Raw genomic sequence first — 15888 nt, 5'->3', positions numbered from 1 at the left:
CTGGCTCTATTTCTACCAGCATGTATCTTTTACGTTCCGCGGCCCTTGCCACTTCCCTGGCAGTTCTAACTGCTTGCTCTGACTATTCTACCAATCGGGCCCCAGCCTCCGCTGCCAGTTCAGCCGCTCCAGACACGGCTGCAGCTCGCAAGGCGGCCCAGGAGTTCCGGGTGCACTACAACCACCCCGTCGACCTCGACAGTACCGATTATTACTTTCAGCCTATTTCCGTGGTAGCGCTGGATGGCTCAGGCCGCAGCGGTGGGGGCAGCAGCTACTCCGGTGGCTCTTACGAGAGCGAGTCTGTCCCTACTGGCATTGAGGGCACGTGCTATAATCTGGTGTTCTTTCAGAAGTCGACTTCTGCGGAGCACCTCCTGCTACCCCACAACCGGTTTGTCATTACTGCTATAGATGCGGCCATTAAGCCTGATGTACGCTGGTCCTATCTGTTCTACACCATCATTAAGACCGATACCAACCGCGACGGGACGCAGACCAATGAAGATGCCAGTACCCTTTACGTTTCGGACCGCAGCGGCAGGCAGTTGCAGCAGCTCACACCCAACGGTACGGACCTGATAGGCTGGCAAATTTTGCCGAAAACCAGTATCCTGCTCGCCGAAGTTCGGCGCGATGTGAATAAAAACCGGGAGTTTACCTACGCCGACGGCTCCTACTGGCTGCGCTTCAACTTGCAAAACCTAAAGGCGGCGCCCACGCAGCAACCCTCGGCGACGCTTAGCCAGCAGCTACACCAGCAAATGCTCAACCGCCAGAGCCGCCTTACCCAATAGGCCTAGCGCACAAAAAAGCCCCACCAGAATTCCGGCGGGGCTTTTTATTGAATAAGCAAGTGGCCTAGGCCAGGGTTACTTACTTGGCAATTACGTTGAAGCTCAGCGTGAAGTCATCGTTGATGGCTTTGTCGCCGATGCCGTCGAAGAACGACTTCGAGCCGTATTTGATGTCGAACTTGGTGCGGTCAACGGTAGCAGTGCCGCTAGCGGCAGCTACACCGTTTTTCACGCCCACTTTTGCGGGGAAGGTGATGCTGTTGGTTTTGCCTTTGATGGTCAGGTCGCCGGTGATGTTAGCGTTGTTAGCATCAGCAGCGGCACCTTTGATATAGGCCACCTTCGTGATTTTGAACGTAGCGGTAGGGTTGCTAGCCACGCTGAAGAAGTCGTCGGAGGTGATGTGACCCATGAACTTGGTGTGGGTATCAGCATCCTTAATGTCGGTAGCCTTAATAGACTTCATGTCTACCGTCACGTTGCCACCCACCAGCTGATTGCCGCGCACGAGCAGTTCACCACCCGAGAATTGCACGGTACCGTTGTGGCCGTGGGTTACGGCTTTGCCGTCCCAACCCAGGGTGCTGAGCTGAGGCTGCAGTTTGTACACTTTGTCGGCAGGCTTAACAGCGCTAACGGCAGCTTTCTTTGCTACGGGCTGACCAGCAAAAGCGGGAGCGGCAAACAAAGCGGCGGCCAACAGGGCCGGCAGAACGATCTTTTTCATGATTGAAGTAAGAGGTAGTGAAGGGAGATTAACTGAAAGACGTCAGTCGCGGATTTTATCAAGAAGATTACTGAGTAGCGTAGCTTCCTCAGTGGTTAAGTTGTTCATTCCCAGCTGCTGCGAGTTAACTACCTCGTCAAGCTGCGTAAGCAGATCCAGGCCTTTGTCGGTGATGCGGATATCTACCGCGCGGCGGTTGCTGGGGCACACTTTGCGGGTCACCAATTCCTTGGCTTCCAGCTTATCTACAATGCGAGAGGCGTTGCTAGTTTTGTCCAGCATCCGCTCAATCAGCATGTTTACCGTGGCCGGTTTAGGGTGCTGACCGCGCAGTATGCGCAGGATGTTGAACTGGGGCGAGGTCAGGTTATAGTCTTTGAACACTCCCCCCTGCTTCAGCTGCAGCCAACCGGAAGTAAACACCAGATTGATGTAGGCTTTTTGGTACTCGCTTTGGAAAGTGCGCTGTTTGATTTCGTCTTCAATTTTCATAGCTCAGGCATGGGGTCATGCTGAATGATGATGCAAATATATGTACATACATTTAATGTTGCAACACTATTCAGCTAATTTATTTTTCGATGTTGGTTACTGACGTGATGTAGCTTCTCGGCGGCAAATATCGTAAGCGGGGTATCTAAGCTCCCTGTTCCCATGAAAAAGCTCCTGTACTCTGTGGCATTGCTGACCGGTTTTCTGGCCGCAACACCCGTAATTGCTCAATCCACTACCGCGCCAAAAATGCCGGCCGGCGCCAAAGAAGCCAATTCTAATGACCGCTTTCTGATGCAGGGCGGTCAGGTGGTGCTGGTACAAGGCAAACGCCCTACTCCGCTTACTAAAAATGTGGTTCTCTCCAATGGCACCAAAATCAACTACAAGAGTGGCATAGTAGAACTTCCAGGAGGCAAAATAACGACTTTAAAGGAAGGTGATTACGTGCGCATGGATGGTGGTATTGTCTTCGCCACGCCAAGTAGTGCTGCCGAAGCCCGAAATGAACCCGCAGGCAGCGCCGGCACCCAGTTTCAGCAGTACGTTGACAACCGCCCCGCCCCCAACAGCGCGGCCGGTGTGGAGGCGAGACTCATGGAGCTGAATCAGAAAATCAGCCTCATGGGTGAGAAAATTCAGCTCTTAAACCAGAAAATCAGCCTGATGAGTTCAGCAGGCCAGCGCCCCGCCGATACCAGCCAGCTAGACAAGCAGATTAAGGCCCTGGATGAGAAACTGAAGTAACTGCCGCGTTGCGGATCAGTTCAGGCGCTGCCGGCTGGCTAACTACTCTGTGGTGGTTTGCCAGCCGGCAGCGCTTATAGTAGCAGGCTAGGCCAGTCGGGGCGGCGCGGCACCAGGTAGCCTTGCTCTTCGGCCACCAATCCAAAGGGCTCCTCCTGCACTACCAGAAAACCATCTAAGTCGCACACATCGGCTAGGGTGCTTACCTGCAGGGCCGACCAAATACCCAATGAAGTTTCTACCATGCACCCAACCATCGTCTCGAGGCCATGAATCCGGGTTTCGCGCAGAATGCGGAGGCCGTTTAGGTAGCCCCCGGCTTTCATAAGCTTCATGTTCACCCCATCGAACTGCCGGGCAATTTCTGCAAAGTCGGCCTCGTCGGTCACAGACTCATCGGCGAAAACCGGGCAACCCAACTGGCCTTTCAGGGCACGGTAATCTTCGGCGCAAGCGGCGGGCAGGGGTTGCTCGAGCAGGCGCACCCGCAGGCCCGGCAACGCCCGAATCTGCTCCCACGACTGGCGCAGGCTATCAGCATCAGTCCACGCCTCGTTGCCGTCGATGATGAGCAAGTGGTCGGGCAACAAGCGCGTAACCTCACGCAGCAACTCCACGGCCCCTTCCCGGTTCACCTTCACTTTCAGCAGCGGAAAACGCTGGTAGCCCTGCTGCTGCAGAAACCCAGCCACGGCCCCGGGTTCCATAATGGGCAGGGTAACGGCCGTCGGAACGGCCGGCGCGGGCTGCGAGAGGCCTAGCCACTGCGCTACGGGATGCCCGGCCAGCACAGCCTCGCGGTGCACAAACGCCGACTCTAAGGCAAACCGCAGGGCGTGGGCCGGGGCATGCGCCGTTAAGAAGTCGGTCAGCTCTTCTAGGGTGTTGCACTGGCCTAGGCCGGCGGCCTGTAGCTGCGCAAACTCTTCCTGCAGGCCCTCGGGCGTCTCGCCGTATCTAATGTTGGGGGCAGCCTCACCCCAACCGGCGGCGGTGGCAGCGGTGTCCTGCACTTTCAGGAGCAGGTTGGTTTTCGAGGTGGAAGCGTTACGCGCTATTTTCCAGGTGTAGCGCAGGGGCAGCACCAGCGGCGTGAGGGACCAGGTAAGCATGGGACGAAAGAGCAGAGAGCGAAAGCGAGAGGCCAAGGTACTATGCCACCCCGATACGCCAGCGGATGGCCTAGAGATATGGTGGTACCCTGGCCTACGGGCAAACTCAGGCGGGGCGCCTATTACTGCCCGGCTCAAAAACCTATCTTTGCCAGATTCCCGCCATTATCTCTCTGACTGCTGCGCATGAAGTTTTCGCGACTCGCACCTCTCGTTCTTATTCTCTTTGTACTTGCGGCCGTTCTGACGGCCTTGGGAGCCTACCAAGTTGTTGCCTTACCCGACGCAGTACCCGTGGCGGCCCGCTGGCTGGCCATTGCCGCAGCCGTGGTGCTCGGTTTTCAGCGCCGCTCCATCACGTTTTGGATTGTGGTGAGCATGCTGGTGGGCGCCGAAATTGGCCACGATTTCCCTGAGCAGGCTGTACAGCTAAAAGTTCTCAGCGACGTATTCCTGCGCCTGGTAAAAACCATTATTGCTCCGCTGGTATTTGCTACGCTGGTAGTGGGCATTGCCGGCCACGCCGACCTAAAGCAGGTGGGCAAAATGGGCCTGAAAGCCCTGATTTATTTTGAAGTGGTGACCACCTTCGCCTTGTTTATCGGGCTGGGGGCCATCAACCTGACCCGCGCCGGCGAAGGCGTAGACCGCAGCGGTATTGCCGCCGACACCGAGCAACTGCAAACCGTAAAGCAGACGACGGCTGATATCATCCTGCACATTTTCCCCGAGAACATTGCTAAATCGGTAGCGGAAGGACAAGTACTGCAAGTAGTAGTTTTTGCCATCATCTTCGCCATTGGCTTAGCCATGGTGCACCAGAAACACCGGGCACCAATGCTGCAACTCACCGAAAGCCTGTCGGAGGTGATGTTCAAATTCACCAACGTGGTGATGTTTTTCGCCCCGTTTGGTGTGGGTGGCGCCCTGGCCTACACGGTAGGAAAAATGGGCTTTGCGCCCCTGTATAATGCGTTCAAGCTGCTACTCACGCTCTATGGTGCTCTGGCTGCCTTCTTACTGTTGGTTCTGGTGCCCATTGCCCTGATTGCCCGCATCCCGCTCAAGCGCTTCGTGCTGGCCATTGCCGAGCCCGTTAGCATTGCCTTCGCTACTACCTCTTCTGAAGCCGCCTTGCCCCGCGCCATGGAAGCCATGATCGGCATTGGCGTACCGCGCCGCATTGTGGCCTTCGTGATGCCTACTGGCTACTCCTTCAACCTCGATGGCACTACCCTGTACCTGTCGCTGGCGGCCATTTTCGTGGCCCAGGCTGCAGGCGTGGAGCTCACGTTTGGTCAGCAGTTGGTAATGGTATTTACCCTGATGCTCACCAGCAAGGGCGTGGCCGGCGTACCACGTGCCTCGCTCGTGATTCTGCTGGCTACGGTGGCCTCGTTTAACCTGCCCGCTTGGCCGGTATTCATCATTTTAGGGATTGATGCCCTAATGGATATGGCCCGCACCGCTGTAAACGTGATTGGGAACTGCCTGGCCACAGCCGTAGTAGCCCGCTGGGAAGGTGAGTTTGTGGACAACTACGTAGCCCCGCCGCTGGAAGAGCTGGCCGAGCCAGATAGCGCACTGATCCACTCCGCTCACTAAATCTGGTTATCTAAGTTATAGTAGAATAAAGCCCCGCAATTGATTTACGTGCGGGGCTTTATTTTGCAGAATACCTATACTACAGCCCCTTTAGGACGTATCATAAATAATTGCATTCACTAGGTTATATTTTTTAATTAAATATTTATATTTGAATCAACCTATTTGCGAAACATTATGCGCTACTTTTAGGGTTCAGCCTGGAAGTTAGCTCATTAACCGACCTGCCTATGAATTTCGCGAACCGCTACACTGTCGTCTTCTTCCTGGCTTTTGGACTCCTGGGAGGGTGTAAATCGTCGGAGGAGGCTTTGTATAGTGCCGTGCACTCCAACCACTCGGTTTCTATTGGCAAGCTGCCGCGCTTGGCAGAAGTAGTGGAAGCAGGCCCATTGAATGCTTCGGAAGGTGCTTACCCCGATGACGCCTCAAAGGTATTCCGCCAAGAACTGGCCTACCATATGGCCGAGCCCGAAGACACACTGCAGTATGGTTATGCAAAGCTGATTATTACGGAAGCTACTGTTACGCGCACTGGGCGGGCCCTGCAGGCTTTTCAGATGGCAACCCTCATGACTCCTAGCCTCCTAGGCCTGCCCCTAGAGTGGTACCGCACCGAGGTGAAGGCGGAGGTGCAGATTATAAACTCCAAGGGCGAGGTTCTCGGCTCCTACGTGGGCAGGGGCCGTAGCAACGTGCGGGTGGCCATGTACAGCGGCTACAGCCAGACCAGCGCCCCCCGCATTGCCGATGTGCAGGGTCTACGCCTCGCTCTCGACCAAATTCGGCCTCAATTGGATACCGCGGCGCTCGGTTTACGCAAGCAACTACTAGCGGCGGGCCCGGCGGAGGAAATCATCAATACGGCCACCAGCAAGAATTAACCTGTTCTCTCTTCCTGCGCATACCTACACATGGTTCCCACCTTTGGCCCGCCACGGCGCTGAGGGTGGGAATTAGTATTTAACGGAAGGCTTACTAATTAGTCCGTTACACGCTGTTGGACCTAGGCCTGCTCTCAGTGGCCTAGGCTAGTACTCTGCAACCTATTGGGCTGGTTGGTTACTTTGCGGCTACCTGTCCTTCCAGGATCGGGCATTCTTCACGCTCATCGCATACCTCTTATGAAACATGCACTGCAGGCTTTGGCGCTGGGTGCCGCGCTGCTGGCTGGTCCGGCCGCCGACGCTCAGAAGTCCCCTGCCTCTTCTACTGCCGCGGTGGCCAGCCCCAAGGCCGCCTTCCCTTACCCTATTCAGCAAAAGCAGTTGGCCAATGGCCTGAACGTAGTTACGGTGCCGTTCGACTCGCCAGGACTGGCCTCATTCTTTCTGGTGGTGCGCGCGGGCTCCCGCGACGAAGTAGAGCCGGGCCATACGGGCTTCGCCCACTTCTTTGAGCACGTGATGTTCCGGGGCACCGAGAAATATTCGAAGGAGCAGTACGACGAAGTGCTGCAGAGCATTGGGGCCGCCGCCAACGCCAACACCTCCCTCGACCGCACCGTGTACCACATGACCGGCAACGCCCGCATGCTGGAGAAAATGTTTGAGGTAGAAGCCGACCGCTTCCAGAACCTGAAATACTCGGAGCATGATTTCAAGGCCGAAGCCGGCGCCGTGAAGGGCGAGTACACCAAGAACTCGGCCTCGCTCTATACCCAGCTGAACGAGAAAGTGGCTGATGCGGCCTTCGACAAGCACACCTACGAGCATACCACCATGGGCTTCTTCAAGGACATCGTGGACATGCCCAACCAGTACCAGTATTCCCTCACCTTCTTCGACCGTTTCTACCGCCCCGAGTACACTACGCTGCTGGTAGTGGGCGACGTAAAACAGGAGGAAGTAAACAAGCTGGCCGATAAATACTTCGCGTCGTGGAAGCGTGGCACCTACACGCCCAACATCACCCCGGAGCCTGCCCAAACGGCCCCGCGGGCGGTGCACATCCAGAACGCTAACTTCCCGCCCCTGGTAAGCCTGAGCTACCGCGGTCCGGCCTTCTCCGACCAGAGCAAAGACCTGCCCGCCCTCGACGTGCTCACGACCATGCTGTTTGCCGAAAACTCGCCGCTGTACCAGCAATTGGTGGTGAAGGAGCAAAAGGTGCGCTTCGTGGGTGGCTCGCCTAACTACACCCGCGACCCATACCTGATGACCATTCGCGCCTCGGTGGTGAAGCCTCAGGACATGGCCTACGTGAAAGACCAAATTACCAAGGCCCTGGAAGAACTGAAAACCAAGCCCGTGGACGCCAAGCGTCTCGCCGATACGAAGTCGGCGTTGAAGTATGGTTTTCTGATGGGCCTCGACGCGCCCGACCAAGTAGCCAACGCCCTCTCACAGTTTATCTGGCTGACCGGCGACGTGAATTCCCTGAACCGCTTCTATGCCCAGTACGACCAGGTAACGGCAGCTGATATTCAGGCTGTGGCTCAGAAATACTTCGTGCCTGCGGGTCTCACGGTGGGAACCATCGGGCCGGGCGCTACGAGTGGCCTACAGTAAGCCAGCACTACCTGTATAAGCGACGTGGGCATTCCTCCCCTTCTGCTAGGCCACTATGCCTCGTGCCACTGCAGCAGGCTCGTCGCTTCCTTTTTTCTTCTCTGATTTCGTTTCCATGAAATATATCGTTTCTCGCCTGTTGCTGAGCGCGGCCCTGTTGGGGCCGGTGGCCTTAGCACCAGCTCGCGCCGCCGAACTAGTAGAGCTGCGCCAACCCAACGCCGCCAAAGTGGTGGTGAAGCTGCAGTTCCGCAACGGCTCGGCCGCCGACCCCGTGGGCAAAGAAGGCCTCACCTACCTCACCAGCCAGCTCCTCACCGAGGGCGGCACCAAAGACCTGACGGCCGCCCAGCTCAAGGACCTCCTCTACCCCATGGCGGCGCGCTACTACGCCACCACCGACAAGGAGGTGACTACCTTCACCTTTGAGTTTCACCGCGACTTTATCGACAAATTTTACCCCGTATTGCGGGGGCTGATGCTGACGCCCTCTTTCACGCAGGAGGACTTCGACCGCCTTAAGAGCAACCAGCTCAACTACGTGGAGCAGTTGATTCGGGCTTCTTCGGATGAGGATTACAGCAAGTTTGCTCTCGAAGATCAGCTGTTCCGGGGCACGCGCTATCAGCACATGACGCGCGGCACGGCCGCCGGCGTGAAGAGCATCACGCTTGATGATGTGAAGAAGTACTACGCCAGCGCCTTTGGCCAAAACAACCTTACTATAGGCCTAGCCGGCAACTATCCCGCTTCCTTCGCTAAACAGTTGGAGCGCGACCTGGGCAAGCTGCCCAAGAGCAGCGTGAAAGCGCCCATTCCGGTGGCGGCCATGCCCAAAGGCATCCACGTAGAAATCATCAGCAAGCCCGATGCCCTGGGCTCAGCGGTGTATGCGGGCTTCCCCATCCAGACCACCCGCGCCCAAGACGATTTTGCGGCTCTGATGGTGGCTAACTCCTGGCTGGGTGAGCACCGCAAGAGCTACGGCAAGCTCTACGACAAAATCCGGACGACGCGCTCCATGAACTACGGCGACTACAGCTACATTGAGTGGTACGAGGCCGGCGGCAACAACATGCTCCCCGTGCCCGGCGTGCCGCGCCACGCCAACTACACCAGCATCTGGCTACGGCCGGTACAAATTGCCGAAGGCCTGCGCAAGCAGTACCCCTCTGAGCTGGGCAACCTCACCGTAGGCCACGCCCCATTTGCCCTGCGCCTGGCGGTGCGCGAGATGGACAACGTGGTGAAAAACGGCATGAGCAAAGAGGACTTTGAGCGCACCCGCACCTTCCTGCGCTCCTACGTGAAGCTCTACGGCACCACGCCCGCCAAGCAACTAGGCTTCCTGCTCGACTCGCGTTTCTACGGCCGCAAAGACTGGCTGCAGGAGGTGGATGGCCAGCTGGCTAAGCTCACCCTCGACGATGTGAACCGGGCCATGCGCAAACACTGGCAGGTGCAGAATATGTTCGTGACCATCGTGACCGACGACAGCGAGGCCCAGCCCCTGGCCGACGTGCTCAAGAGTAACACGCCCTCACCCATGAGCTACGCCAACGTGGTGAAAGCCGGCCTACCACAAGCCGTGGTGGCGGAGGATGCCGAAGTAGCCAACTACAAGCTCAACGTAACGGAGGTGAAAGTCATCGACACCAACGACACATTCCGGTAGGCGCTAGGCCACTGCTGGCTATTGCTCCGCCTGCCACAAACCGTCCTGACCTCTGGTCAGGACGGTTTTTTTATGCTCCTATTAAACCTGGCTGGCCGTCGCGCATCTATGCAGCAAAACCAACAAGCAGAACCGCATTTCCCACTTATTCATCTTATGCAAACTTCCCCCTTCAAATCCCTAGGGCTGTTGCTGCTCGTGCTGCTGACTAGCCTGAGCACTTGGGCCCAATCTGGCCAGAATACGCAGGGCAAGACTAGGTCACCCCGCCGCGCCACCCTGGCCTACGTGCGCCAGAATGTGTTGCCAGTAGTGCGCCAGCAGCGCCAGAAGCTGGAGGCCCAGCTCAGCACCTCCGACAAGGCACAGTTGGCCATTTACCGCACGCAGCTACAGGAACTGCGTCAGCGCGGCAAAACGCTACGCCAGAGCTTTCGCCCCGCTGGTACGCCCCAGGGCACCCGGCCGGAGCTGACCGATGCCCAGAAGCAACAGCTACAGCAACTCCGCAACGACCAGAAAGCCCTGCTGCAGGAAGTAGGCAAACTGGCTCAGAAGTACGAGGGCGATATTGCCAAACTAGCCCAGGAAGTGCAGCCCCAGCGCGAGAAATGGACTGCTGATCTGAAAGAACTGGTGGCTCAGAATGCTACACCCGAGCAGCAGGAGCGCCGCAAGCGCTTCGCGGGCAAACGGCGGCCCAACAACTCCGGCGCGCACTACTTCCAGCCCGCCCGGTTCTTGCTGATGAACCCAACTCCGGCCGCCCCGGCTGAGGCCCGTCGCGTGGGCAGCACCGTATACCCCAACCCCGTTACGCCCACCAGCCAGCTGGAGTACGAAGTGAAGAAAGCCGGCCCCGTAACGGTTGATTTGCTGGACAGCAAGGGCAATATGGTGCGCAACGTGGCCCCGGAAGCTCACAAGGAAAAGGGCACCTATACCCTCCCCGTCAACCTTAGCGACCTAACCAACGGCACGTACTACTTCAAAATCACCACCAAAGGAGCGGCCGAAACCAAGCGCTTTGTGAAAGAATAAGGGACTATCTGCGCTAGGCCACTCTGACTTGCCACCTTCGGCCGACCAGGGAAAGTCAAACCCAATATCTAGGCCACCGGTTACGTTTGTAAGCCAGCCCGTTTTCGGGCTGGCTTTTTCATGGGTGCTGCCTGACTGGCCTAGGGTGGCTGGGTGGCGGCGTAACCCTATCTTTACGCCCCTATGCTGCGCTCCTTCTTCACCTGGTTTCTGCTTTTCTCCACTGCTGCACTCATGGCAGCCTGCTGCGGGTCCGTGGCCTGCGACTGTGACGATAGCAACGCAGATTCCTTCGCCATACGGTTTGACACCACCTCTACTACCAGTACTCGTCCCGCCTTCAAGCCCAAGGACTTCGACACTGTGTATGCGGTGCGGGGAGTGTTAAGAGATACTGCCAAGCGCCCAACGCGTGATACAGTTGTGATTATCAGAACGCTAAAACAAGCGCGCGAGCAGCCTATCATCATCAACAACACTAGCCCTTTTGTGGCTAACAACAATCGAAAGGTTAGTCAATACACCTATAAGCTCTACCTGATTAATAGCAAGCGGCCAAAAGTGGCGACTGACTCGGTGGTTGTGGAGCGAGTAGATCTGGACGGCGAGTTTAAGGCCGATGGTTGCTGCACGTGCTACGAGAATACCAGACGCTTGGTGTACATTAAGGGGCTGCCGACACCCTTTGATGCCACTAACCCCAAAGACCCAAAGCAGCCCATTCCGTTTGTAGTGAGTCGCTAGCGCCCCAGAACCCCGGCGGGTAGCAACTTGAACCTGGTGGTTCAACGCGACAGCGGCACGGCGCGTATACGTATCGTCTCCAACCAGTACCGTATTTGGGTGCTGACTTTCGGAGAATCTGCCCTCTGGCTTTATGCTGAAAGAACCTGTTGCCCGCCCGGCCTCGGCCATATTTCCCTTCCAGACCACGCTGAGCCTGGAGCCCCTCATTGCGTACTGGAAAGACCGCGAGGACGCCTCCAACGCTGGGGTGGCGCAACTGGCCCGCTTCATTGGCCAGCAAGTGGCGCAAGCCGACTGGTGCCGAGGCCCCATTACCGACCTTACCCAACTGGAGTGCAACTGCGACCTAGTGGAAACCCTCATGCTGGCGGTGTTTCCCTCGTCGTCGTTCCTCACCGATATCAGCGGGGCTATTCCGCCCTTTCAGCGGTACAGCTTCTACCACACCCCGCGCTTCGAGGAGGTGCTGCTTAACGCGGGCCGCACCATCAAGCAGCCGCTCAATATTGACGTGCATACCTTGGAGGTGTACACTACGCGCATGGCCTACCAGCTTATTCTGGAAAAGGCCTACGGAGTGCACCTACCCATGCAGGGCGCCATCATTTTCACGGTGCCAGATTACAGCATTGGCCTTTACCGACACTACAGCGTCAACTTCAATTCCACTTTCCTTGACGTAATAGTGCACGGGCAGAAGCCGGAGCTCACCCACGAGCAGCTGGAGCACCTCACCCGCAACATGCACCGCGCCGACATCTGGCAGGAAATGCTGCCGCCCGAGCACTTCGAGCTTTCGGGTTTCAACTTGCTGCAGCTCACCGACGTGACGGAGCAGGAAATTCTCTCAGAGCTGAAGTACGACTTGCTGGAGCGCGACGTGCTGCAGGCCTCCGACCGGCTCGAGCAGATTCAGGAAAAGCTGCGGGTATTGTTCGGCCGGCCGTTTCTGCAGCTAGGCATTGCCGCCTACGACGAAAAGAAGAAGGCTTTTGTAGACTTTGGCCGCAAAATCAATCACAGCTTCCTTACCAAACAGCTCCATAACCAGGATGCCAGCTCAGGCTTCCGGCAGATTTACAGCCAACTGTGGCAAGACCGGCAGCCCCTGGTGCTGGAAGATGTGGAGAAGGCCGACCTGCCCGAAGATCTGCGCCAGCAGATTCTAAGCCTGGGTATTCGTTCGGCCATTCTGGCTCTGCTGCCCTACGGCGACGATACCGTAGGCCTGTTGGAACTGGGCTCGCCCAACGTAGGCGACCTGAATGAATTCAGCCTGGAAAATGTAACGCAGTTCATGCCTCTGTTTGCGGTGGCTGTGAAGCGCAACGCTGAGGAAATTCAAACTCGCGTGCAGGCCATCATCAAGGAGAAATTCACGGCTCTGCATCCTACCATGGAGTGGCGTTTCACGGATGCCGCCCAAAATCTGCTTCAGAAGATCGAAGACGGCAACAAAAACGCCGAAATGGAAGATATCGTCTTTCATGAGGTGTACCCACTACACGGGTCGTCTGATATTAGGGGCAGCAGCACTGCCCGTAATGAGGCCATTCAGGGCGACCTGATTGAGCACCTTACGCTAGCCAATAAGGTACTCAAAAAAGCCTCTGAACTGCAGCAGCTCCCCATTCTGGATGAGCTGAAGTTCTACGTGAGCAAGAACCTGCGCCGCTTACGCCAGGGCATCCTGACCGGCGACGAAGTGAGCATTTTCGAGTCGTTGCGCATGGAGGTGGAGCCGCTGTTCAACTACCTGGCACAAAATGTTCCAGAGTTGCGGCCCGTCATAAAGGAATACTGGTCTAACATCGACCCCGAGCTGGGCATCCTTTATAAGCGGCGCAAAGACTTTGAGGAAAGCACCACCCGCCTCAACGACGCCGTCAGCGACTATCTTGATGAAGAAGAGGCCAAAGCACAGGACATGTACCCGCACTACTTCCAACGGTTCAAGACCGATGGTGTGGAGCATAACATTTACGTGGGAGCTTCGCTAGTAGAGAACAAGCCCTTTGACCTGGTATTCCTGAAAAACCTGCGGTTGTGGCAGCTACTGGTAATGGTGGAAATTACGCGCCGGACCGCCGCACTGAAATCGCAGCTGCCGTTGCCGCTGGAAACCACTCAACTTATTCTCATCCATAGCCAGCCCCTCAACATCCGGTTTCGGCAGGATGAGCGCCAGTTCGACGTGGATGGCGCATACAACATCCGCTACGAAATCATCAAAAAGCGCATTGACAAGGCCACGGTACAGGGTACGGGCGAGCGGCTTACCCAGCCGGGCTACATTGCGCTGGTGTACACCCAGCAGCGCGAAGCCGATGAATACTACGAGTACATCGACTACCTGCAAGACCGCGGCCTACTAGAGCCCGGTATTGAGGAATTGGAACTGGAAGAGTTGCAAGGCGTGAAAGGCCTGCTTGCTTTACGCGTGAAAGTGCGCCTGTAAACTGGCCACTCCGCCACACTGCTTTTATCAGTTAAAAGAAGCCCTGAATTCCAGTGGCGACTGGTTCGTCTTGGTCTTGAAGAGCTTGCTAAATGATTGCAAGTGCTCAAAACCCAGCTCGTACGCAATTTCGCTAACGGTTAGGTTTGTGGTCGACAACCTTTCTTTGGCTTTGTCGATCAGCTTAGCGTGAATATGCTGCTGGGTGTTTTGCCCGGTCAATACGCGCAGGAGGCTGCTTAAGTACTTAGGCGAGAGGTGCAAGTGTTCGGCAACGTAGCGCACGGTTGGCAAGCCTTTTTCTGCCAAGTCCTGGTTGTTGAAGTACTCGTGGAGTAGGGTTTCTACCCGTTCGAGTACTTGGTGGTTGGTTTTCTCCCGGGTAATGAACTGGCGGTGGTAAAATCGGTCAGCATAATTCAGCAGGCTTTCAATTTGCGAGATAATAATAGGCTTACTGAACTTATCAATATTGGCCTCATACTCTTCCCGAATACTGCCGATAATCGTCATGATAGTGGCCTCCTCTTTGGCAGAAAGGAATAAGGATTCGTTGAGCGCGTAATCCCAGAAATCGTACTGCTTGATAGTTGTGGCCAGGGGCGTATTCCAGATGAAATCAGGGTGGATGTAGAGCACCCACCCTGATTTTTCTATATCCTCGTCTTGATTGACCGCCGCGATGCTGAATACCTGCCGGGGCGCCATAAAGGACATGATGCCTGAATCGAAGTCGAACGGCTGCTGCCCGTAGGTGGCCTTGACGTTGCGCATTCGCTTGACCGAAAGAGTGTAAAAGTCTAAAAGCAGATTGGTCGGCTCCTCTACGTGCAGGGGTCCGGCAGCCCCGACATCTACCACGCTGAGCAGCGGGTGCTGGGGCTTCGGCAAGCCCCGGTAGGCATGAAAGTCGCTTATCGTTTTGAAATGCCTCATGCTACTCGGCTTCTTTTCGGATTTCCAGTATCAACTTGCCCCGCACGTGCCGGGTTTCACTTTCGCGGTGAGCTTCAGCCACCTGCTCCAGCGGATACACCCGGCTGACGACTACTCGCACCTGGCCCGCATCAATCAGCTGGGCCATTTCGGTCAGCCACTCCTGCCTGGGCTGGTTATTCGACAGTTTGCCGGTGGCGTGCTTGGCGGCCAGGGCGGCTTGCACTGCCTCATCGAACGGAAAATCCAGGTTGACGCTCACAAAAACACCGCCTTCCTTCAACGCGGCTACCGTGCGCAGGCGCTCAGCGTTGTCGCGCAGCGGCGAGGCTTCCAGCACCACGTCTACCCCCTGAGCTAGTTCCGTCATTTGCTGATTGCGATAATCCAGCGCTTCATCGGCACCTAGCTCTCGTAGGTAATCCAAGTTGCCAGCCGAGGCCGTGCCGATGACGTAAGCACCTTTGGCTTTAGCAAACTGCACAGCCAAGCTGCCCACCCCACCCGCAGCACCCTGAATGAGGACGCGTTGCCCAGCTCGCAGTTGGCCATCTTCGAAAAGAGCTGTCCAGGCCGTGAGGCCGGCCAGTGGTACTCCTGCTGCTTCGTTGAAGCCAATACTCTTAGGCTTGTGGGCAAACTGGTTGGCTTTGGCCGCGCAATATTCCGCGTAGCTGCCAGCGCTGGGGAAACTAGGCTCGCCGAATACCGCGTCACCTTTTTGAAACCCTGTTACCGCACTACCCACTTCCTCCACAATACCGGCAGCATCCCAGCCCAGAGTCATGGGTAGCGTTAGGTAGGGCCGTAGCACGTCGTTGCCACCCTCCCGTACTACCCAGTCGGCTGGGTTCACGCCGCTGGCATATACCTTAATTAGGATTTCATCGGCCGCTGGCACTGGACGTGCTACCTCTTCTATTTCCAGAACCTCAGGTCCGCCAAAGGCATGAATTCTTACCGCTTTCATAAGGAGCTCATTTTGAGTTGTTGACGAAACAAAGGTCGTCTCCTGCCCAAAAGCCGGTGTAGCCAAAATGC

Annotated in this window: 14 protein-coding genes; 9 read left to right on the top strand and 5 right to left on the bottom strand. The window is 56.5% G+C overall.

Features of this window, described 5'->3' with window-relative positions:
- The first annotated feature begins 20 nt into the window (after positions 1–20).
- The gene (locus tag EU556_RS10305; RefSeq protein WP_135433833.1) at positions 21–797 is read left to right on the top strand and encodes a hypothetical protein; all 777 of its coding nucleotides are present in this window, start codon (positions 21–23) and stop codon (positions 795–797) included.
- Between the two features lie 79 nt (positions 798–876).
- Here the strand turns inward: EU556_RS10305 and EU556_RS10300 are convergent, their stop codons facing one another.
- Positions 877–1524, bottom strand: a complete 648-nt coding sequence (locus EU556_RS10300; RefSeq protein WP_135433831.1) for a YceI family protein — start codon at positions 1522–1524, stop codon at positions 877–879.
- 42 nt (positions 1525–1566) lie between these two features.
- Entirely contained in the window at positions 1567–2016 is a 450-nt protein-coding gene (locus EU556_RS10295) for a MarR family winged helix-turn-helix transcriptional regulator (RefSeq protein WP_135433830.1), read from the bottom strand.
- 162 nt (positions 2017–2178) lie between these two features.
- Here EU556_RS10295 and EU556_RS10290 point away from each other — a divergent pair, with 162 nt between their 5' ends.
- A complete protein-coding gene (locus EU556_RS10290; protein ID WP_135433828.1) occupies positions 2179–2763 on the top strand; it encodes a DUF6799 domain-containing protein in 585 nt (194 codons plus the stop codon).
- A 74-nt stretch (positions 2764–2837) separates the two neighbouring features.
- Here the strand turns inward: EU556_RS10290 and EU556_RS10285 are convergent, their stop codons facing one another.
- Positions 2838–3875 (bottom strand): dipeptide epimerase, encoded by a 1038-nt coding sequence (locus EU556_RS10285; RefSeq protein ID WP_135433826.1) that lies wholly within the window; start codon positions 3873–3875, stop codon positions 2838–2840.
- Positions 3876–4061: 186 nt separating this feature from the next.
- Between EU556_RS10285 and EU556_RS10280 the strand changes: the two genes are divergently transcribed.
- From EU556_RS10280 to EU556_RS10250, 7 genes are all read left to right on the top strand, one after another.
- A complete protein-coding gene (locus tag EU556_RS10280) occupies positions 4062–5480 on the top strand; it encodes a dicarboxylate/amino acid:cation symporter (protein ID WP_135433824.1) in 1419 nt (472 codons plus the stop codon).
- A gap of 230 nt (positions 5481–5710) precedes the next feature.
- Positions 5711–6364 carry a hypothetical protein gene (locus tag EU556_RS10275; protein WP_135433822.1) on the top strand — a complete coding sequence of 218 codons (654 nt, stop codon included), beginning with the start codon at positions 5711–5713 and terminating at the stop codon, positions 6362–6364.
- 240 nt (positions 6365–6604) lie between these two features.
- Positions 6605–7990 carry a M16 family metallopeptidase gene (locus tag EU556_RS10270; protein ID WP_135433820.1) on the top strand — a complete coding sequence of 462 codons (1386 nt, stop codon included), beginning with the start codon at positions 6605–6607 and terminating at the stop codon, positions 7988–7990.
- 115 nt (positions 7991–8105) lie between these two features.
- On the top strand, positions 8106–9665 hold the full coding sequence (locus EU556_RS10265; protein WP_167855533.1) for a M16 family metallopeptidase: 1560 nt from the start codon (positions 8106–8108) through the stop codon (positions 9663–9665).
- A gap of 156 nt (positions 9666–9821) precedes the next feature.
- Complete coding sequence (locus tag EU556_RS10260; protein ID WP_167855532.1) at positions 9822–10706, top strand: T9SS type A sorting domain-containing protein; 885 nt, start codon at positions 9822–9824, stop codon at positions 10704–10706.
- 183 nt (positions 10707–10889) lie between these two features.
- Positions 10890–11450, top strand: a complete 561-nt coding sequence (locus EU556_RS10255; RefSeq protein ID WP_135433814.1) for a hypothetical protein — start codon at positions 10890–10892, stop codon at positions 11448–11450.
- Between the two features lie 133 nt (positions 11451–11583).
- Entirely contained in the window at positions 11584–13911 is a 2328-nt protein-coding gene (locus EU556_RS10250) for a GAF domain-containing protein (RefSeq protein ID WP_135433812.1), read from the top strand.
- Between the two features lie 27 nt (positions 13912–13938).
- Here the strand turns inward: EU556_RS10250 and EU556_RS10245 are convergent, their stop codons facing one another.
- Positions 13939–14847: a helix-turn-helix domain-containing protein gene (locus tag EU556_RS10245; RefSeq protein ID WP_135433810.1), complete on the bottom strand. Its 909-nt coding sequence runs from the start codon at positions 14845–14847 to the stop codon at positions 13939–13941.
- 1 nt (position 14848) lies between these two features.
- Complete coding sequence (locus EU556_RS10240; protein ID WP_135433808.1) at positions 14849–15817, bottom strand: NADP-dependent oxidoreductase; 969 nt, start codon at positions 15815–15817, stop codon at positions 14849–14851.
- Between the last annotated feature and the right edge of the window lie 71 nt (positions 15818–15888).

The sequence above is a fragment of the Hymenobacter fodinae genome (genome assembly GCF_004745825.1).
GTDB classification, from domain to species: Bacteria; Bacteroidota; Bacteroidia; order Cytophagales; family Hymenobacteraceae; genus Hymenobacter; species Hymenobacter fodinae.
Note: the sequence above shows the minus strand (reverse complement) of the source record. Positions and strands in the feature narration are given on the sequence as shown.